The organism is Candidatus Scalindua japonica (assembly GCF_002443295.1).
Lineage (GTDB): Bacteria > Planctomycetota > Brocadiia > Brocadiales > Scalinduaceae > Scalindua > Scalindua japonica.
On record NZ_BAOS01000045.1, the window covers coordinates 49,232 to 68,908 of the forward strand.

The following is a 19,677-nucleotide window of genomic DNA, read 5'->3' on the forward strand; positions in this document are numbered from 1 at the left end:
GTGCTACCCTTTTTTTGTACCGAGGAGAATTAATTATGAATACCATGACTGAAGAAAATATAAATTTGAGTGAAGCGCTTTATAGCCAAAACATTCCTGATAAAAGTGGGCACTTTGGAGAATATGGTGGGAGTTTTGTTCCGGAAACGTTAATTCCTGCACTGGAGCAGTTAGAGAAGGAATATATTAAGGCAAAAGAAGAACCGAAGTTTAATGAAGACTTAAAATACTATTTAAATGAATATGTGGGTAGACCGTCTCCGCTATATTTTGCTAATAGATTAACGGATAAATTAAAAGGTCCAAAAATATACCTTAAGAGAGAGGATTTAAATCATACTGGTGCTCATAAGATAAACAATACGATAGGACAGGTTTTGCTGGCTATTAGAATGGGGAAAAAACGGATTATTGCTGAAACTGGAGCAGGCCAGCATGGTGTTGCTACTGCAACAGCAGCAGCAATGTTTGGCTTGGAATGTGACGTTTATATGGGTGAGGAAGATATAAGACGTCAGTCCTTAAATGTCTTTAAAATGAAATTACTGGGAGCAAATGTGATACCTGTGAAAACAGGATCAAAAACGTTGAAAGATGCAACTAATGAAGCGCTTAGAGATTGGATGTCTTCTGTGTTGAATACACATTATATTATTGGTTCTGTAGTTGGTCCGCATCCTTATCCAATGATGGTTAGAGATTTTCAAATAATAATTGGACAGGAAGTGAGGAAGCAGATAGAGAAGGCAGAGGGTAGACTACCAGATTATATCATAGCCTGTGTTGGCGGTGGAAGTAACGCAATTGGGGTTTTTTACCCGTTTATTGAAGATACGGATGTGAAGTTGATTGGTGTAGAGGCAGGCGGTCAGAGTTTTAGAATTGGAGAACACGCTGCTTCGCTTTCGAAGGGTGAAAGGGGTGTTCTTCATGGCAGCTTAAGTTATGTCTTACAGGATGACGAGGGCCAGACGTCTAAAGTTCATTCAATTTCAGCTGGACTGGATTATCCCGGAGTTGGGCCGGAACACAGCTACTTAAAAGATTTACACAGAGCTGAATATGTATCCGTCACTGATGATGAAGCAGTAGAAGCATTTGGTTTGTGTACACGCCTGGAAGGCATAATACCTGCACTTGAAGCATCCCATGCGATAGCATATACTGTTAAAATTGCCCCAACGATCGATAAAGATAAAATTATCGTATTAAATCTTTCAGGTAGTGGAGATAAGGATTCTTTTGAGGTTGCCGCCAAGATGGGAATAAATTTATGACTAGTAATAACAGGAGTCTGATTAAGTGAATAGAATTGATGCTAAATTTAAAGAATTGAAAGAGAAAAACATGCCTGCGTTTATTCCATTTTTAACTGCGGGAGACCCGAATCTGGATGCTACAAAAGAGTTGATATTAGAATTTGACAGAAAGGGTGCTGATATGATAGAACTGGGTGTTCCGTTTTCTGATCCTATTGCAGATGGCCCTGTAATACAGGCATCCTATTATAGGGCACTTTCATCAGGAATTAAGCTTTCAGATATATTACAGCTCGTAAAGGATATTAGAAAAAAATCTGAGATACCGATTATCGCTATGATATCACAGAGCATTCTTTTCAAGTATGGATGTAAAGAATTTGTAAAGAATGCAGTCAGTGCGGGTCTAGACGGGGCGACGATACCGGATCTTCCGATAGAGGAAGCAGGAGAGATAATTGAAGCTGAAAAAGAAGAAGATTTCAAGGTAGTATGTTTCATTGCGCCAACCACAACTGATAACCGCGTAGACTTAATATTAAAAAAATCTCAAGGCTTTTTATATTATATTTCAGTAGTGGGGATTACAGGTTCTAAAAACGAACTGTCTGATGAGATAAAAAATAATATTCAAAAAATAAAAAAGCTAACAAATTTGCCGGTTGCCTTGGGATTTGGAATTTCAACTCCTGAGCAGGCGAGAATAGCCGGGAAAATTGCAGACGGTGTTATTGTAGGAAGTGCCATAGTAAAAGAGATAGAAAGATTTAGCAATCAAGGTAACAGTGTATTGGTTAATGAAGTAGGAGGGTTTGTGGGAGAATTAGTGAACAGTACGAAATGTCAACATTAGTTATTTTATCACTGTTCCTGTTGTTCAGGGGGGTGTATAAAAAACTAATGTACTGCTGGTAAAGTATTTTGGAAATCAATTTATCAAGTCCTTCCGATTCTTTTTAAAAAAAACCACGTAGTATTTTGTTTTACTAGTTTCCCTTCATTGCGATAAACACATGAATTTTATTTATGAAAATAGGTATCGTTAAGTACCGAGTAGAACATTGAGATAATACAGTTTTGATTAAATAGAGCTGTCTTGATCAACTTTCAGTATGACAGGTTAGGAGTTTTAATATGAATAATCAGGTTTGTAAAGAGGAGACAGTACTACATACAAATCAGGGAAGGCGAAACTTTCTAAAGATTTGTTCAGTGGTACTGTCTTCATTAATAGGTATAGCTTATGCTGTTCCATTGATACGCGCATTTATTAGCCCGGCTTTGCAGGAAACTGTTTCCGGTTCAACCGGTTTGATAGAAGTAGGAAGTGTAGGTGATTGCGTAGTAAATGTGCCAAGGAAGGTGAAAATTGTGGATACTAAGGTAGATGCTTGGACTAAGTTTCCTCCTACAGAAATTGGTGCCGTCTGGGTCATACTGGGTAAGGACAAGAAATTTACCGTCTTTACTTCAATTTGTCCTCATCTGGGCTGTGGGGTTGATTGGGACAATAATTCAGGGAAATTCATCTGTCCGTGCCATGATAGTTATTTCGATATCGAGGGAAGAGTCCTTTCCGGGCCATCTCCACGTGGGATGGATACCCTTGAAGCAGAGATTAAAGATGGAAAGATATTTGTAGAGTACCGTAAAATGAAATTAGGTGTTTCTGAGAAAATGCCCGCATAGATCTTAGTATATATTTAATAATCCTTATCAAAATTAGAGGTTGAAAATGAAATGGTTGGAAGATAGGACCGGTATCAGTGCTCTTTTCGACAAGATGATGGATGAACCGGTGAAAGGGGGGGCTAAGTGGTCATATGTTTTTGGTAGCGCCCTTGTTTTTGTCTTTATTATGCAGGTAGTTTCCGGTGTGATTCTTGCTACAGGTTACTCGGCGTCTGCAACGGATGCATGGGGAAGTGTATATTATATTCAGCATAAAACGTTCTCCGGTTGGTTTGTCAGGGGTATGCACAACATAGGCTCAAGTGCAATGATTGTACTTGCTGTTCTACATATGGGCCAGACACTGATTTATGGTGCTTATAGAAGGCCTCGTGAATTAAACTGGATTACCGGTGTTATTATGCTCTTCTTTGTTCTTGGGTTTGGCCTGACCGGTTATCTGCTTCCATGGGACCAGAAGGGTTACTGGGCAACTCAAGTTGCTACAAGTATTATGGGGTTGTCTCCGGGTATTGGAGGGTTTCTTAAGGGTTTAGTTCAGGGTGGAAATGATTATGGTAACTTGACACTGACTCGGTTTTACAGCTTTCATGTTTTTTTTCTGCCAGCCGGCCTTATAGCATTTATGGCGGCACATATTTATCTGTTTAGAAGACATGGTGTCACTCCGCACTGGAAGCCCGGTGAACAGGAACTCAAGAAAAAGACACAGCCATTCTGGCCGGATCAGCTCTTTAAAGATGTTGTTGTTGCTATAGCTGTTTTTGTTTCCATGATAATAGTTGTCTGGTATCGTGGTGGTGCTGAATTACAATCCCCTGCAGATCCTAGTTCTAATTTTCTTGCTCGACCGGAATGGTACTTTCTCTTTCTGTTTCAGCTTTTAAAGTATTTTGAAGGTGAGATGGAAGTTGTTGGAGCCATTTTTCTCCCATCTATTTTTGCGGCCTTAATAATTGCTCTTCCATTTATTGACAAGGCGAAAAGTCGATATCCTTTAAAAAGACTGCCAGTGATGGGGTGCTTTGGTGCTGGTCTCGCAGGTGTTATTTTTCTGACAGTGATGTCTGCGATAAGTGATTCCGGAGATGAAAGGATTTTAAAGCAGAGAGAAGAGTCAGAAAAAATGGCCCTTATTGCTGTAGAACTGGCAGAGCATGGCATACCGCCTCAGGGAGGAACATCAGTATTTCAGAATGATCCTCTGTATTCAGGAGAACAGTTGCTTCGTCAACACTGTCTTGGGTGTCATAATTTTGAAGGTTCTGGAGGTAATACCGCCCCTGATTTAACAGCGTATAATACAAAGCCCTGGCTTGTTGGATTCTTCTCTGATCCAAATGCTCCTAAATATTATGGAAATACCAAGATTGACGTAATGCCAGAGTACGACCTTGAGGAAGAAGAATTGTCTGATCTGGTAGACTTTCTGCTAGCGCAGGCTGATAAGAGTAAAGAGATTGATCCTGAATTGAAAGAATCAGGAGAGATGTTATTAGAGGAGAATGGGTGTTATAATTGTCACACATATGATGGAATGGGAGGCGAAACCGCTCCTGTGTTGGATAATTTTGCATCTGACGAGTGGCTACGAGGTATTATTGAAGACCCTGGTCAAAAAAAATATTTTGGTCAATTAAACGCTATGCCTGCATTTAAAGATAAGCTTTCAAAGCAGGAGATAGATAATATAGTATTCTTTCTCCAAAATAAGAGAAAAAAAACTAACTGATATTGGTGCTGTTTTTTTGGATTTTTACATACTATTGTATTAAATTCCAAATTCTCTTAATCCGGTATATTTATTCTTGAGGTTTAGGATAAATGAAACTTTGGCCATTTTAATTAAGAACTTACGGATATTAATTGATTGATGTATCGTTGTTTAACGAAAATCTTACTTTTTGAATATCTGATATTGCCAAGTTTTTGTTGACATTTTTGTAAAAAATTATATAATTTCGCTTTACTTTAGAGGTATATAGAGTAATGAAGGAGATGGGGTGTTTTTTTTACAAAGAATTGTTTAACAAAAACATCACAAACGTTTGTATTACAGTAGGTTATTTATTTTTATATTTTTAGAAGTGGAAAGGAGAAGGTAAGAATAAATGTTAAGGAAATTTAATACATTATTTATTGCATTACTGGTTTTCGTAGCAGCATTCTGTTTTTACGCGAATTTTTCCAGTAAAGACGCTGATGCGGTAGAAATTATCACGCATTGGGTGCCGCACGAAGTCTATGGTATGCCTGGAGACCCTGACAACTCTGGAAAGGTTTTCTTTTCAGGTTTGTACGCGAAGTACATGGGATATCCAAAGGGCGCGCCTCCATATCCTGGAAAATATTCCAGATTCTGGAGAACACTCCCTGCATATCGTTACTACATCCCGGATTATATGTACAACAGGGATGAAGTAAGGCCTTCAAACCCAATCAAGGGTCAGTTCAGACTGAAGGAGTGTCTGGGTTGTCATTCAGTAGTCACACCTGGTATCGTAAGAGATTACGAAAAGAGTGCGCATGCGAAAGCAGAACCTAGTCCAACAGGTTGTGATACCTGTCATGGTAACAATCATCAGAAGTTGCTTATGCCAAGTTCAAAGGCTTGTGGCGTTAGTGATTGTCATGAAGAACAGTACATCCAGAATTCACAGGGTGGTATAGGTTCACACGCTTCATGTTCCAGCTTTGCACAGATTGAGTGTGCATGGTCAATCGAAAGACCTCCTGGAGACACTGCGGGATGTACTTTCTGTCACACAAGTTCAGAAGAGCGTTGTAGCACATGTCATCAGAGGCATCAGTTTAATCCGGTAGTTGCCAGAAAGTCAGAACAGTGTAAGACTTGTCACTGGGGAAAAGACCACAGGGACTGGGAAGCATATGACATCTCAATACACGGTGTTGTATGGCAGACCAACAAATGGGATCCTACTCAGTTTGATTTAACCAAGAAGTTGTCTGATGCTGATTACGTTGGGCCGACTTGTCAGTACTGTCATTTAAGAGGCGGTCATCACAACGTACAGAGGCTTTCAACTGTATACACAAGTATGGGTATGTCAAATGCAGACAGGGGTGCGCCTCTCTGGAAAGAAAAGAGAGACACCTGGGTATCAGTATGTGACGACTGTCATTCACCAAGGTTTGCAAGGGAGAACTTGCAGGCAATGGACGAAGCTTGTAAGGATGCAGGTCTGAAGTATACAGAAACATTTAAAGTAGCAGAGAATTTGATGCTGGATGGAATGGGCGAACCAATGCCTAAGGATCTGGCACCAGACTGGAGTGGTCAGCACATCTGGAGTTTGAAGATTGGTGCTTATCATGATGGTCCGAAGTATGGTGGTAAGAAGGGTGAGTCAGGTGAGTTCAGAATGTCTAACTGTTCAGACATAGAAAGAGTATGTTTTGAGAGTGTTGGATACTGGATGACTTACATATTCAAAGGAATGGCGCATGGTTCATGGAATGATGCGACATATTGTGATGGATCCTTTGGTATGGACAGATGGTTGGTGAAGGCAAAGGCAGCTTCAGAGCAGGCGAGAAGATTTACTGCATTGGAGAAGAAGGCTGGAATCAACTGGGTACCTGCTGAGTTCTGGAGAAAGGGAGATTACTTAGATCAGTTGTCTGGTATGAAGATTGTTAAGGAGTTCCCAGGCAAGACTATATTTGATCTATGTCCTGAGCCGGGCTGGTTGGATACAAATCATGCACCAGCGGCAGAAGTTGAGTACATCAACAGAATGTTGGATTCATTGGGCATGAAGGCTGGGCATCATTCTGCACATGAGCAGCACAGTCATGATCATGATCCAGGCGCAAGATCTATGAAAAAACATTAATTTAATGTTTTAAATAGATAGATTTAGATAAGTATTAGAAGTACAAAAGGGAGCCGGGCTTTTTGCCTGGCTCCCCTTTTTTTTGTGGAGTTCTTATAAAAAAACCCACCTTAATGGTGGGTTTTTTATAAGAATATTTAGTGTTAACTATTTATGTTTTTTTTGTGTATATTAGTATATTATTATATAAGTAATAAACATTTTTTATATTTTTTCAGGTAGGGAATGCATGTTGACAAAAATTAAGAAGAGAATTAAAAATCCATTGATTTTAATACTATTAGTAGTTTTAGTGGCGTTTGCCGGCTGTGGGAAGCAGACAAATCATCTGGAAGTAGGAGAAGCATTACTGGAACAGGGGAAAGTTGAAGAGGCGTCAGTTGAATTTAAGAAAGCTATTGAAAAAAACCCAAATCTTGCGAGGGCACACTTCGGATTGGGTAATGTATATACAGAGAAACAGATGCTTGAAGATGCGGCAGAGCATTATAGAAAGGCAATTGACCTGGATTCTAAATTTGTAGATGCATATAAAAAACTGTCAGAAACGTTTATAGCAATAGGTAATCCTGATGACGCATTTCAGAGAAAGTATAAACCTGTTGAGCAAGATCCTGATAATCCTATGGCTCGTATCGATCTTGCTGTTTTTTATCATAAATGGGACCAGACCAGAAAGGCAATTGAAGAGTATGAAGAAGCCCTTCAGTTAGATCCTGATAATCCATTTATTTATTATAATCTTGGGGTAGCATATCAAGATATGGGGCTTTATGAAGACAAGTCAATCCCTCTTTATTTAAAATCGATTGAAATGAATCCTGAATACGATGATGCACATTATAACCTTGCTGTCTCATATCTCAAGACAAATAAACTTGAGAACGCAATGAGTGAATATAAGAAAACATTGGAACTAAATCCTAAATATGCTAAGGTTTATGTTGATTATGGTATGATAAAACTTCAGGATAAGAAATTTGATGAAGCAATAGCGTTTTATGATAAGGCGATTGAAATTGACCCGGAAATTGTAGAGGCTTATTATCAAAAGGGAATTGTATACGCATTCCAGGAGAATTATGAGAAAGCTTTAGAAATGAATAAAAAAGCATTGGATATTGATCCCAAGCATATTAATTCTCAATTTAACATAGCGGTAGTTTTCCATAAACAGGGGAAATTAGACAGGGCTATAGCAGAGTATGATTTAACTCTAGAGATAGATAAGAATTATGAGGATGCGTATTACAACAGAGGTCAGATATATGCCTCTAAGGGTAATACACCTCAAGCGTATAGTGACTATATATCCTATAGTAAAATTGTAAAGGCAAAGACTGGTTCTGAGGCAGCGGCGACTGCATTGCGAGGTATAGAGGACAAAGAGAAAGTTCAAAGATATATGATTCCAAGTTTCAAGGATTGGTTGTTAGAATATGATGATTAGGCTTCTTAATAAAAATTTGTGTATATATTTGCATAAACATAACTGGCCTCTCTTTCGAGAGCCTTTTTGGGAGGAGTTAACATAGATGTTTTTTGAATTTCTAGTAAGATACAATTATTTGTTTGTGATATTTGTGGTTTGTATCGCCATAAGCTGTGACAATGCGCAAAATCATATTGACCTTGGGGACAAATTTGTGCTTGAGGGCAAACATGAAAAAGCCATTGAAGAGTATAGAAAGGCTGTTGAATTGGATATAAGTGCGGCTGAAGTTTATTATAAGCTCGGTGATATTTATTCCAAAAAAGAGATGTTGGAAAAGGCCGTAAAAGAGTATAGAAAGGCGATAGAATTGCGTCCGGACTTTCTAGATGCTCATAAAAAGCTGTCTGAGACATATGCAAAAATTGGTGTACCTGATGATAAGCTTGCGATATACACAGATGCGATCGAGAAAGAGCCTAAGAATTCAGAAGCTAGAATAAGACTGGGTATTTACTATCAGAGGTTGAAGAGAATGGACCTTGCCTTTGAGCAGTATAATAAAGTACTGGAATATGATCCTTATAATCCAAGTGTTCATTATAATCTTGGTGTCGCGTATCAGGATCTTAACTTACTTGAGAAGGCCATATCATCTTATGAGAAATCTATAGAACTTAAGCCAGGATATGAAAAGGCGCATTTTAATCTGGGTATTGCCTATATTGCTACAGATCAATTTGATAAGGCGTTGAAAGAGCTGAAAAAAGCGGACGATTTAAAACCGGGTAATGATGATACATTTTGTAATCTTGGTTTAGTTTATTATCTTAAGGGTATGATGGACAAGGCGATAGATAATCTGAGAAAAGCTATTGAAATAGACCCTGCAAAGGCAGATGCCCACTATTATCTGGGAGTGATTTACGCCAGTAAGAATGACTATGAAAAGGCAATAGAAGAGAACCTGAAGGTAATAGCTGTAGATCCGAAATATGCCAACGCACACTTTAATCTAGGTACTATCTACCATAAGCAGGAGTTGTTTGATAAGGCTATGGAAGAATATGACAAAACAATTCTTATAGATCGTGGATTTGCTGATGCTTATTATAATAAGGCCGCAGCTTTGGAAAAACTGGGCAGAGATGCTGAAGCACGTGATGAATTTGAAAAATATAGAATGATAAGGAAAACGGCCGGTGGCTCACCTAGCCTGTTAGAATTTGACGCAAAACTTACAGGTGCGGCTGAAAGGGATGATGAATTCCAGAAACAAAAAATAGAAGCAGAGGCATTGAAAGAAGCGGAAGCATTAAGAGAAAAAGAGAAGGCAGAAAAGCTAAAAAATTGATAAATCTACCAAGATAACACATAGGGTTACTATTTTTATTCATGATGTATAGTCTTAACCGAAGTTCGACAAACAAAAGTTGTATCTCTAATAATTGCAGGCAATTAAGTTTTCCGCGTCTCAATTTTCGGCACTACATCTTTGAGTCTTAACCAAGCATCTTCTTTTACTGCAACGTCTTTACGATCTACTACATCTTCTTAAGCATTGGCCAATCGCTCCTGTCTTATCTGATTAGCATAATGTCTCGCTTTCGCTTCCACCTCAGAGTCTTGAGGCAATAAACGTCTTTGATTGGTTAACAATTCTTCAATACAATTGGCAAGTTCTTTCCATTTGTCTTCAGGTAGGTGAAGCTGTCCAGGATTTAAAACTATTCGCTGTCTCGGGCCTGCTGTGGTGCGTACTGATTCTATAAGCTGATGTTGTATATATCTCTTTTTGCCCTTTTTTTAGAATAATTTGTCGAACTTCGGTTAAGGAGCTGTTGGGGGCATAAATCGCTCACTATGACTAATGAGGTATTCGCATCTATCACCGGGGCACAAAAGAAAGGAGGTTCATGTTTTGGACAGACTGAGGGAGGAGAATGAGAACAATGTATCAAAAAAATGGTACAATTCTGACACAGTTCCAGAGGGTGAGACACGTCAAAATTATCGTAAGTCGTTGGGGTATATGGTGCGGCCTGAAGGAATCGAACCTTCGATCCACTGATTAAGAGATGCTAAAAGACCATTTTTAACAATTTACATAACTGCCTGATTCTGTGTCTGTTATGTCGCTATCACATTAACTTACAATGGCTTATATATTTGTACTTTTCCTGTTGATTCCTGTATAGTCCTACTGGTTACGATGGAGTTGACTACGTTTTGACTACAATCGGCCCTACCATAAAACTTACTCTTTACAATAATACGTAATAAGTTGATTTGTGCTTGTTGGATGCGATCCTAGACGTATTTACTGGCTATTTAAGATGTAGTTTAATCGCTTGTTCTGAAGTCCAAGTTTGTTGCTGATTTAGGTAATTTATTAAAGGAGCATTATATGGGTAGGGATTCTTGTTAGTTTAGACTAACAGTTGGGGAATATAAATCAATATTACAACAAAAGTTTTGACTAAATATTTTAAAGAATTAAACACAGACAGGCAATAGGTAGAAAGTTAAGATTTAAGTCGCTTACTACGATATAAAGGATACTAAAGAAGAAGTAAAAAAAGGGGTTGTCTCTTGATTTTAAGACAACCTCTTTCTTACAAATTCAGATATGTTCTTAACCGCACTTTGAAGAGCCACAGTCTGTGCAGAGCAGGCAACCCTCCTGGTAAATCATATTGGAAGAGCTGCATTCACTACATTTCTGGCCCGTCTTGGCCTTTGTGCCATTTACGATATATTTCTTTAACGCCCGTGCAACACCTGCTGTCCAGTTATTAATGAAAGCATTATCCAGATGCAGTGAAGAGACCAGATGGACCGCATCAACTACTGTCATCCCGTGCCTTAGCACTCCGGAAATCAGTTTTGCGTAATTCCAGAATTCACTGTTAAACTGATGAGACAGCCCTCCCATTGTTACTTTATAACCATATTTATCAATGTACTGGAAATCGTATATTTTTTCTCCGGATTCCAGTTTATGCTTGATGATTTTTCCTTTTGAAACATTTTTAGGTATGGGGAAAGTATCATCCTCTTTGAGACCTGTAAATATTTCGTATGGTTTTCCCTCAATCAAACCGACAAAAGCGATCCAATGCTCATCATTATTTTTAAATCTCAATATGTCCGCATTGAGTTCTTTCGGCCTTTTTGTGGGAAATTTTATCTTTTCGTCTACCTTATTACCCTTAGCAAGTAATACTCCCGTTCGAGATCCTTCTCGATAGACGGTAACGCCCTTGCAACCACTTTCCCATGCCTTTATATACAGATCTCCAACAAGCTCTTCCTTTGCTTCTGTCGGCAAATTTATTGTTACGCTGATAGAGTGATCTACCCATTTCTGTATTTCTCCCTGCATTTTGACTTTCTGCATCCAGTCTATATCTTTCGAGGTGGCCTTGTAATAAGGAGAGCGTTTGACTAGTTCTTTGAGCTCTTTATCATCAAAGTTTTTAATCTCCTCCGGATCCATGTCATTTACCTTTAACCAGGTAATGAAATTATGGTGAAATACATTATACTCCTCCCAACTGTCACCAATCTCATCAACAAAAGTGACTTTTACCTCTTTATCATTTGGGTTTACCTTCCTGCGACGCTTATAGACAGGCAGGAAGACTGGTTCAATACCTGATGTGGTTTGAGTCATCAGACTGGTAGTGCCTGTAGGGGCAATAGTAAGCAGAGATATGTTTCTTCTTCCGTTCTTCTTCATATCTTCAATTAATTTCGGATCCTCTTTTGCCAATCTATTGATAAAAGGGTGGTCCTTCTCTTTCTTGATATCAAATACAGGAAAAGGGTCCCTCTCTTTCGCCAGTTCCACAGATGATCGATACGCTTCGAGGGCAATTGTTTTATGCACTTCCACTGAAAAATCAATGGCATTTTCGCTTCCATATCTTAATCCAAGCGCTGCCAACATATCTCCTTCAGCAGTAATTCCCAAACCTGTTCTTCTTCCTTCAACAGCTTTACGTTTAATATTCTCCCACAAACTTATTTCAACCTGCTTGATCTCTCTGTCTTCAGGGTCTGAAACAATTTTGTCAAGAATAGCATCAACCTTTTCCAGTTCCAGATCAATGATATCATCCATAATCCGTTGGGCTAATCCAATATGCATCCTGAATTTTTCCCAATTAAATTTAGCCATGTCTGTAAACGGATCTTCAACGTAACTGTAAAGGTTAATGGCAAGCAACCTACAACTATCATAGGGACACAGCGGAATCTCACCACATGGATTTGTACATACGGTATTAAACCCAACATCTGCATAACTGTCCGCTACTGATTCTTTAATAATGGTATCCCAGAATAGCATTCCCGGTTCAGCCGATTTCCAGGCATTATGTACAATTTTTGCCCATAGCTGTCTGGCGTCTATTTCATGTGAGTAAGATGGATCTTCAGCCTTCACAGGGTATTGCTGTTTGTACATTGTACCATCCACAACTGCATTCATGAATTCATCATCAATCCTTACTGAGATATTTGCTCCGGCTACCTTTCCCGTTTCCAGTTTTGCATCAATGAATCGTTCTGCGTCAGGATGCTTTATGGAGATGCTGAGCATGAGCGCACCCCTGCGGCCATCCTGGGCTACCTCGCGTGTTGAATTTGAATAACGCTCCATGAAAGGAACGACTCCTGTTGAGGTAAGTGCGCTGTTTAACACCTGGCTTCCGGCAGGACGGATATGAGACAAGTCGTGTCCGACCCCTCCGCGACGCTTCATTAACTGGACCTGCTCCTGGTCAATCTTCATAATACCACCATAAGAGTCAGAAAAGCCTTTGTGTCCGATCACAAAGCAATTGGAAAGGCTCGCGATCTGGAAGTTATTACCAATACCGGTCATTGGTGAGCCTTGAGGAACGATGTATTTGAAGTCTTTTATTAACTCATAAAAATCATCAAAGGCGAGTGGATTGGAATACTGCTTTTCAACTCTGCTTAACTCACTAGCCAGACGCTTATGCATGTCATCCGGAGTTGACTCGTAGATATTTCCAAATGAGTCCTTTAATGCATATTTATTAACCCAAACTCTGGCAGCTAATGCATCACCTTTAAAATATTCCAACGAAGCCTCTAACGCCTCTTCAAATGAAAATATCTTCTTCTCGCTCTTTGATTCTATTTTTTGGTCTGTTATTACTTCGGTTGATGGGTTTTTGTCTGCAAAAGAGAGATTTATTTGTTGTGCTGTTTTTTCTGTCATGAAAGTCCTAGCTTAAAAGAGTTCTATCTGATCCAATAATTCGACTACGGAAAATGTAACAACAATTTAGTAATTGGAGTTACTTGTAACAAAGTGTGCTTTACAACTTTAACAAAACAATATTAATTGTCAAGTCAAATATACAATATATTGTATATTCTCAAAAAAATTGACAATATGTACTGCTTTTCACAAACTACATATTTAGAAATTACTCTTGGTATCCTGAAGAGTAAGGCCATGGTTATAAGTATCAAGAGCAATATTGTTTTCCACAGTAAGAGTGGAACAAAGATCGACAAGCATAACCTTAGACGGGCATTTGTGATTGCAATGGGTAAGGCAGGGATTGAGGTCTTTACGTATCATTGACTGCGGCACACCTTTGCTACTCACCTGGCGCAGGGTGGATACGATCTCTATAAGATATCCAAACTGCTCGGACACAAGGATATCAAGACGACTCAACGTTATGCTCACCATTGCCCTGATAGTTTGAGAGGCGGAGTTGATATATTAGAAGCTGACTACAATCTGACTACAGTAGGGAGAAAAGCAGCAATTTCAGGTGAAGGAAATTGTCATAAGTCTTTGGGGAATAAAGTGCGCCCTGAAGGAATCGAACCTTCGACCCACTGATTAAGAGTCAGTTGCTCTGCCTGGCTGAGCTAAGGGCGCATTTAGTTGTGACAACCACTTACGACATTTTTATTGTTTTATGTCCCATGATTTACTGGAATGTTCTTCTATTGTCTACCTCCTGATATTTTAGATATATGAGACGGCCAGGTGGTTTCTTGAATAATTTTACCGTTTTTGCAGGAGTTGTTTGAACATATCCCAATTCTATGGCCTTTGTATACATATATTCCAAAAGAGCAATTTTACTAATCATCTCTGCTTAATTCAACAAAAATACATAATTTAGAAAATATCTCTCCTTTCTTTATGTGTTCTCTGCTCCAGCAATGAATCTAATGCGGATTGATGATGTTATTAGCTATTGCAATAAAGATGTAGAAATCACCAGGGATATTTTTCTTTACGGCAGGGAAAATTGCCACATCATTATTGAAAAAAATGGGTGTGGAATGCTAAAATTGCGGGTAACGTGGAATATTGAACGTATAACAAATAATTTAAACACAAACCTCCAATAGTTCATTCCAGTTAGTTGTATATCTTCTGGAAAGCCTTGTCCTCCTCATTTTCCATGAATGTTTAGTACCCTCTGTAGCCAACTTCAGGCTATCACGCCCCCATTTTTTATTAATTTTATCAATTGTTTTCATAAGCATTTTTGTCTGCTCTTTTTTTACACAGTTAACAGAGTGGAAAAGGTTTAACTGTATCTGACTATCTGGATGAATTCCTTCTAATAAAACCCCCGCTTTTTTATATTTATAACCAGGTCTGTAAATCTTACTGAGAGCGGATAAAGCAGACTTTGTTAGATCAATTGTACTTGAGGTTGGTTCTTTTAATCTGATGTATGCTGAGTTTGAATATTGTGGTTCATCTCTTTTAAACCTGTTTGTGGTAATAAAAACGATAAGAACATTGGCGTATGAGTACTGACTCCTGAGCTTTTCAGCAGCACGGCTTACGTATGATGCAACCGCTTCCTCTAAATCATTTTTTGAGATAACAGGTACACCAAAAGATTTTGAACTGCAAATTCCCTTCTTAGGTGCGGGGTGTCTGTCGAGCTCAAAACAGGAAGTACCATTTAATTCGTAAACACATCTTTCTCCCATTACGGTCATTCTCCTGCGTATCCAGTTAGTCTCTGCATATTTTAAGTCTTTTGCAGTATAAATATTGTTAGATTTTAAAAGCTTTGTATATTGTTGACCGACACCCCATACATCATTCACATCTAATTGTTCAATACAAGAGTCAATTTCTTTTGCAGAACAATTGATAAAATCTACAACCCCGAAATATTTGTCATGTGTTTTTGCTATTTCATTCGCGGCCTTTGCTAAAACCTTAGTCCTTGCTATGCCAATAGAGACGGGAATACCCGTCCATTGATAAACCGTTTTCCTGATTTCCTGCCCGTACCTCTCACAGTCTCTTAAATCAAAACCGGTAAATGAAAGAAATGCTTCATCTATAGAATAGATTTCCAGATCAGGAGTGAATTGCCTCAGTGTCTCCATTACCCTGTGTGACATATCGGCATAGAGCGTATAGTTTGATGAAAATACCTGAATATTATGCTCTTTTATTAGTTTCTTACATTTAAAGGCGGGTGTTCCCATCTTTATTCCAAGCGCTTTAACTTCATTAGAACGTGCGACAACACATCCATCATTATTTGAAAGCACCATTACCGGGACATGTTTAAGTCTGGGGTTGAAAACGCGTTCACAGGAAACGTAAAAATTATTACAGTCAACGAGTGCAAAAGCTTTATTCATTTTATTTCCTTAATACAATAGGTAACAACACCCCACACCTGAAAATCCATCTCTTCTGTAATTTCTATTGGTTCATAACTGGGATTTGCGGGTACCAGAGACAGATTTCTTCCATTTACCTTTACTCTCTTTAAAACAAATTCACCATTCAGTAACGCGACAACAATAGTGTTATCAGCAGGTACAAGAGCACGATCAACAACAACCAGATCACCGCTAGAAATACCACTGTCTTCCATGGAATTCCCTTTGACTCTTACAAAAAAAGTTGCTGCCGGATGCTTTATTATATATTCATTAAGATCAATGTGTTTATCAATATAATCATCTGCCGGACTTGGAAATCCTGCAGATACAGGAAATTCATATAAAGGCAGTTTGATTTCCTTCTCTATTTTTGATTTATAAATTTCAGCCATTTTTCAATTAACCTCTCTTGTTAATTGTGCGTTGTCATTCCGTGGATTATTTACCTCGTTTGATACAACGTAAGTTTTCATATTATCAGCAGGAAAAGGTTTTAACAGTTGTATTATTGACTCAGGATTCTGAATCTTCACGTTAAGCCACTGTCCTTCAACTTCTTTATGTAAAATTGCCGGCATTCTATCGTGTATTGGTTTTATTGTATTATTCGCATCTGTTGTAATAATAGTAAAAGTTTTAAGCTCATTTCCAACACTATCTTTCCAGATATCATAAAGCCCGGCAAAACTGAAACTATTATTGTTCTTCAGTTCTATATAATAGGGTACTTTTTTATTATCTATCTTTTTCCATTCGTAGAAACCTGAAGCGGGTACTAAACATCGTTTTGTTTTCAGAATATGTTTGAATGACGGTTTTGTTGTGATAGTCTCTGCTCGCGCGTTAATCATTCTGCTTGCTGTCTTTTGGTTTTTTGCCCAGAACGGAACTAAACCCCACTTCATCATTTCCATTTTATATTCCTGTTCTTTATTCTGATAAATAACAGGAATATATTGCGAAGGTGCAATATTATAACGAGGCGTTATCTCTTTGATGATATCTTCTGTTATGGTGATCCTGAATTTTGAAAAAATAGCACCTATGTCAACAAATACAAATCTACCACACATAATCATCCAATCGAGTCGGTTTAGTTTTATTAGAATATAAAAGTTTGGTGGAATAAAAAATAAAGGAAATTGATCCTTTATTAATATAACAATCTAACGGCTGGTACGAGCTACCGCTTATGCCAGCCTGAGCTAATACGATTATGAGTTTTTTTCTTGGCTTCCTAACCAGCGTTAGACAATACCCGCCAAGATTGTGCCAACAATTGGAGCAGCCATAAATCCGTAATTGTGATATTGTCCAACTGCCAGCGAAGAGTGCCGCTCCAGTGCTTTTTGCAGGATTTACTGAAGTATTGGTAGCAGGAATACTGATAATGTGAATCAGTGTTAATCCAAGACCAATCTCAATAGGCGCAGAGCCCTGCTTGGCTCTTTTGTCAGTAGCAATTAATATAATTTACAGTAACAATGGTTAAAGTTACGTGCTTAAATGACTTGTGTTGGTTTTTAACTACTTGGCGAAATGTCCAGAATCTGATTAATGGTCAGTTGCTCTGCCTGGGTGAGCTAAGGGCACAATTACGCCTTCGTAATTGTAATGATTGAGAAAAAGAATTACATTATATCTATAGTAAATTTGTAGAATTTTGTCTAGACGTCAGTTAAATGGCACGCCCGGCAGGACTCGAACCTGCAACCATTGGATTCGAAGTCCACTACTCTATCCAATTGAGCTACGGGCGCTCTTTTTCTTTTAGATTCCAGAATATACTTGTTCAAGCGTTTAATGTCAACTTTTAATAGTTTATCAATAGTTAGTGATTTGGTGAATATCAGTTCCTCATATAATATGAACAGGAGGGTAAATAATTTATAGCTTGAACAATTTTGTTTGAGTGTTTATCATGACTTCTTATGAAATGGTATGCAATACATACAAGATCGAGACACGAAAAGCAGGTAGATTTATTTCTTGGTGAAAGAGGGATAGAGACATTTCTGCCACTTGTTCACACTCTCAGTCGGAGGAAGGACCGGAAAGAGTATGTTGATATACCTCTTTTTCCCGGATATATGTTCGTATATGCGGATAAAGAGCGCCTGTTTGATGTTAAATATACGAGAGGTGTGACAAGGATAATTGGCACTGATGTGGATGTGCCTACACCAATACCGGAAAAACAGATACTGGATATAAAGTTTATCTTGGAAAGCGATGTTCAGCTGGACCCGTTTCCATACCTTCAAAAGGGTAGTATGGTAAGGGTGAAATCAGGGCCTCTCAAGGGGTTAGAAGGGGTTCTTGTTGAGAGAAAAGGTCATTATAAGCTCGTAATACAGATTGACCTTCTTCAGAAAGGTGCTGCTGCAGAAGTATTTATTTCAGATGTTGAGCCTGTTTAAGTTTTTCGCTTGGTTGTTTTGTGTTGGCGTATGTTACAGGTGTTAGTATTGCTGTTAAAACAGGTTTGGTGTTTATCGGCCAAGGCACGGTTAAGTTTGTTGATCAGAGTCTAAGTTGGGCACTGATAACGATACAGCACTGAATCCGGCAAGTAAGAAGTTGTTTGTGGAGGGAAAAAGGTCATCGCGGTGTAAATTCTGTTGCGTTGTGCGGTTTTTGTGGTATATTTGTTTTTTTTGTGTATAGTTTTCGGGCATTATATTTTACATATGATTCGTAATGAAATGCTCCTCATATTTCCATCGCCTTGAGTTGTCTCAAAAAAGCTCATTTCAAAAGAGGTATATGGTTAAGATCATGATTTAAAATTTACTTTATATTTTTAAATTAAACTATTATAGAATATACAGTTAAAAGGTTTCTGGTAAATCCAGATTTTCATTTATAATTAAAATGTTTAAAGTGTTTTTTCTAGGGCATTCCGGTTGCCAAGTGAATGGTATTCTGTTTGCTTAAGAATAATATTAAGAAATTAAGAAATAATAAGTACTGTTTTTGATAAAAACAGTTGACTTGCTATTGTATTTTTGTTATAAGGACTTTACTTAGTTATGAAATGTTCTGTTGTCTTATGAGCATGTTTATACTATATACCTATCTTCTTGGCGATATCATTTAGAAGTTTTTGTGTGTTTAATGTTGATGTATAACAAGGGAATGTTAATTTTTATTTCAATTGGATGGAGGGAATTTGAAATGCTGGGAAAATCTTATGTTTTTCGTTTAGTGATAATGTGTGCTGTTGGTATGCTTCCAATTTTAGGTTATGCCGGAAATACATTTGCGGCTAGCGTTGGTGTTATTAGGGGTGAGGTAACTGGGCAGAGGACTAATGCGTCAATGGGTAATGTAGATGTACAGGTTACGGATCTCAATGGCAAGCTGGTGAAAAGCGTCAGAAGCCAGAAGGATGGAACATTTGCAGTTTCTCAGTTGCCTGTAGGTGAGTACAGGGTTATAGCTGGTAATGCTCCGGCGAAAAAAGTACAGGTTGCAATGGCTCCTCCTGTTACACAAGTTGACTTTCAGGTGCCTGAAAAGGGTTATACAGCTTTTGGGGGTATGGGTGCCGGATTGGTTGCAGTTGTGGGTTTGTCTGTTGCGGCAGCCGTTGCTGGAATCGTCATAGCTGTTAATGCTCAAGATGATGCGGATGATAATTCGGATGATTTGGATGATTTGCGTCAGCAACTTGCTTCACCATGATACACAATATAATATAGTGTGGCTTTTTTTGCGGTACGCTTAC

Annotated in this window: 16 protein-coding genes, 2 tRNA genes and 2 pseudogenes; 11 read left to right on the top strand and 9 right to left on the bottom strand. The window is 38.4% G+C overall.

What is annotated here, in order from left to right; genetic code table 11:
* Positions 1 to 44 precede the first annotated feature (44 nt).
* The 7 genes from trpB to SCALIN_RS20415 all read left to right on the top strand — a co-directional run bounded on the left by trpB (position 45) and on the right by SCALIN_RS20415 (position 9,594).
* Positions 45 to 1,277 (top strand): tryptophan synthase subunit beta, encoded by a 1,233-nt coding sequence (gene trpB, locus SCALIN_RS20385; protein ID WP_096896390.1) that lies wholly within the window; start codon positions 45 to 47, stop codon positions 1,275 to 1,277.
* 25 nt (positions 1,278 to 1,302) lie between these two features.
* A complete protein-coding gene (gene trpA / locus SCALIN_RS20390; protein ID WP_096896278.1) occupies positions 1,303 to 2,112 on the top strand; it encodes a tryptophan synthase subunit alpha in 810 nt (269 codons plus the stop codon).
* A 281-nt stretch (positions 2,113 to 2,393) separates the two neighbouring features.
* A complete protein-coding gene (locus SCALIN_RS20395; RefSeq protein WP_096896279.1) occupies positions 2,394 to 2,948 on the top strand; it encodes a Rieske (2Fe-2S) protein in 555 nt (184 codons plus the stop codon).
* 46 nt (positions 2,949 to 2,994) lie between these two features.
* Complete coding sequence (locus SCALIN_RS20400; RefSeq protein ID WP_096896280.1) at positions 2,995 to 4,683, top strand: cytochrome b N-terminal domain-containing protein; 1,689 nt, start codon at positions 2,995 to 2,997, stop codon at positions 4,681 to 4,683.
* A 379-nt stretch (positions 4,684 to 5,062) separates the two neighbouring features.
* Entirely contained in the window at positions 5,063 to 6,808 is a 1,746-nt protein-coding gene (hdh, locus tag SCALIN_RS20405) for a hydrazine dehydrogenase (RefSeq protein ID WP_096896281.1), read from the top strand.
* A 229-nt stretch (positions 6,809 to 7,037) separates the two neighbouring features.
* Positions 7,038 to 8,258: a tetratricopeptide repeat protein gene (locus SCALIN_RS20410; RefSeq protein ID WP_096896282.1), complete on the top strand. Its 1,221-nt coding sequence runs from the start codon at positions 7,038 to 7,040 to the stop codon at positions 8,256 to 8,258.
* 85 nt (positions 8,259 to 8,343) lie between these two features.
* Entirely contained in the window at positions 8,344 to 9,594 is a 1,251-nt protein-coding gene (locus SCALIN_RS20415; protein WP_096896283.1) for a tetratricopeptide repeat protein, read from the top strand.
* 203 nt (positions 9,595 to 9,797) lie between these two features.
* Here the strand turns inward: SCALIN_RS20415 and SCALIN_RS24220 are convergent.
* Positions 9,798 to 10,025 (bottom strand): annotated as a pseudogene (locus SCALIN_RS24220) (IS1634 family transposase); the annotation flags it as partial.
* Between the two features lie 136 nt (positions 10,026 to 10,161).
* Between SCALIN_RS24220 and SCALIN_RS22465 the strand changes: the two are divergent.
* Positions 10,162 to 10,311 (top strand): hypothetical protein, encoded by a 150-nt coding sequence (locus tag SCALIN_RS22465; RefSeq protein WP_162532442.1) that lies wholly within the window; start codon positions 10,162 to 10,164, stop codon positions 10,309 to 10,311.
* 564 nt (positions 10,312 to 10,875) lie between these two features.
* Here the strand turns inward: SCALIN_RS22465 and SCALIN_RS20425 are convergent.
* Both SCALIN_RS20425 and SCALIN_RS22920 read right to left on the bottom strand, forming a co-directional pair.
* The gene (locus tag SCALIN_RS20425) at positions 10,876 to 13,494 is read right to left on the bottom strand and encodes an adenosylcobalamin-dependent ribonucleoside-diphosphate reductase (protein WP_096896285.1); all 2,619 of its coding nucleotides are present in this window, start codon (positions 13,492 to 13,494) and stop codon (positions 10,876 to 10,878) included.
* Positions 13,495 to 13,698: 204 nt separating this feature from the next.
* Positions 13,699 to 13,977 (bottom strand): hypothetical protein, encoded by a 279-nt coding sequence (locus SCALIN_RS22920; RefSeq protein WP_203415596.1) that lies wholly within the window; start codon positions 13,975 to 13,977, stop codon positions 13,699 to 13,701.
* Between SCALIN_RS22920 and SCALIN_RS24225 the strand changes: the two genes are divergently transcribed.
* Positions 13,891 to 14,133: a hypothetical protein gene (locus SCALIN_RS24225; RefSeq protein WP_420885451.1), complete on the top strand. Its 243-nt coding sequence runs from the start codon at positions 13,891 to 13,893 to the stop codon at positions 14,131 to 14,133. The two genes, SCALIN_RS22920 and SCALIN_RS24225, sit on opposite strands and share 87 nt — an antisense overlap.
* On the opposite strand, the gene SCALIN_RS20435 is transcribed toward SCALIN_RS24225, so the two are convergent.
* The 6 genes and pseudogenes from SCALIN_RS20435 to SCALIN_RS20465 all read right to left on the bottom strand — a co-directional run bounded on the left by SCALIN_RS20435 (position 14,099) and on the right by SCALIN_RS20465 (position 17,707).
* Positions 14,099 to 14,172, bottom strand: a tRNA-Lys gene (locus tag SCALIN_RS20435). The two genes, SCALIN_RS24225 and SCALIN_RS20435, sit on opposite strands and share 35 nt — an antisense overlap.
* Before the next feature lie 461 nt (positions 14,173 to 14,633).
* Positions 14,634 to 15,920 carry a Y-family DNA polymerase gene (locus SCALIN_RS20445; protein WP_096896287.1) on the bottom strand — a complete coding sequence of 429 codons (1,287 nt, stop codon included), beginning with the start codon at positions 15,918 to 15,920 and terminating at the stop codon, positions 14,634 to 14,636.
* Entirely contained in the window at positions 15,917 to 16,339 is a 423-nt protein-coding gene (locus SCALIN_RS20450; RefSeq protein ID WP_096896288.1) for a LexA family protein, read from the bottom strand. Before SCALIN_RS20450 ends, SCALIN_RS20445 begins: the two co-directional genes overlap by 4 nt.
* Before the next feature lie 3 nt (positions 16,340 to 16,342).
* The gene (locus SCALIN_RS20455; RefSeq protein WP_162532443.1) at positions 16,343 to 17,020 is read right to left on the bottom strand and encodes an SOS response-associated peptidase; all 678 of its coding nucleotides are present in this window, start codon (positions 17,018 to 17,020) and stop codon (positions 16,343 to 16,345) included.
* Between the two features lie 174 nt (positions 17,021 to 17,194).
* Positions 17,195 to 17,420 (bottom strand): annotated as a pseudogene (locus tag SCALIN_RS24230) (aquaporin); the annotation flags it as partial.
* A 210-nt stretch (positions 17,421 to 17,630) separates the two neighbouring features.
* A tRNA-Arg gene (locus SCALIN_RS20465) sits at positions 17,631 to 17,707 on the bottom strand.
* Positions 17,708 to 17,878: 171 nt separating this feature from the next.
* On the opposite strand from SCALIN_RS20465, the gene SCALIN_RS20470 reads away from it, so the two are divergent.
* Together SCALIN_RS20470 and SCALIN_RS20475 are read left to right on the top strand one after the other, a co-directional pair.
* The gene (locus SCALIN_RS20470; RefSeq protein ID WP_096896290.1) at positions 17,879 to 18,367 is read left to right on the top strand and encodes a UpxY family transcription antiterminator; all 489 of its coding nucleotides are present in this window, start codon (positions 17,879 to 17,881) and stop codon (positions 18,365 to 18,367) included.
* Positions 18,368 to 19,124: 757 nt separating this feature from the next.
* Entirely contained in the window at positions 19,125 to 19,634 is a 510-nt protein-coding gene (locus tag SCALIN_RS20475; RefSeq protein ID WP_162532444.1) for a carboxypeptidase-like regulatory domain-containing protein, read from the top strand.
* Positions 19,635 to 19,677: the final 43 nt, after the last annotated feature.

Coding starts and splice junctions, on each gene's coding strand:
- trpB (WP_096896390.1), top strand. CDS start 45: ATGACTGAAGAAAATATAAATTTGAGTGAAGCGCTTTATAGCCAAAAC.
- SCALIN_RS20395 (WP_096896279.1), top strand. CDS start 2,394: ATGAATAATCAGGTTTGTAAAGAGGAGACAGTACTACATACAAATCAG.
- SCALIN_RS20400 (WP_096896280.1), top strand. CDS start 2,995: ATGAAATGGTTGGAAGATAGGACCGGTATCAGTGCTCTTTTCGACAAG.
- hdh (WP_096896281.1), top strand. CDS start 5,063: ATGTTAAGGAAATTTAATACATTATTTATTGCATTACTGGTTTTCGTA.
- SCALIN_RS20410 (WP_096896282.1), top strand. CDS start 7,038: ATGTTGACAAAAATTAAGAAGAGAATTAAAAATCCATTGATTTTAATA.
- SCALIN_RS20415 (WP_096896283.1), top strand. CDS start 8,344: ATGTTTTTTGAATTTCTAGTAAGATACAATTATTTGTTTGTGATATTT.
- SCALIN_RS20425 (WP_096896285.1), bottom strand. CDS start 13,494: ATGACAGAAAAAACAGCACAACAAATAAATCTCTCTTTTGCAGACAAA.
- SCALIN_RS22920 (WP_203415596.1), bottom strand. CDS start 13,977: ATGGTGAGCATAACGTTGAGTCGTCTTGATATCCTTGTGTCCGAGCAG.
- SCALIN_RS20445 (WP_096896287.1), bottom strand. CDS start 15,920: ATGAATAAAGCTTTTGCACTCGTTGACTGTAATAATTTTTACGTTTCC.
- SCALIN_RS20450 (WP_096896288.1), bottom strand. CDS start 16,339: ATGGCTGAAATTTATAAATCAAAAATAGAGAAGGAAATCAAACTGCCT.
- SCALIN_RS20455 (WP_162532443.1), bottom strand. CDS start 17,020: ATGTGTGGTAGATTTGTATTTGTTGACATAGGTGCTATTTTTTCAAAA.
- SCALIN_RS20470 (WP_096896290.1), top strand. CDS start 17,879: ATGAAATGGTATGCAATACATACAAGATCGAGACACGAAAAGCAGGTA.
- SCALIN_RS20475 (WP_162532444.1), top strand. CDS start 19,125: ATGCTGGGAAAATCTTATGTTTTTCGTTTAGTGATAATGTGTGCTGTT.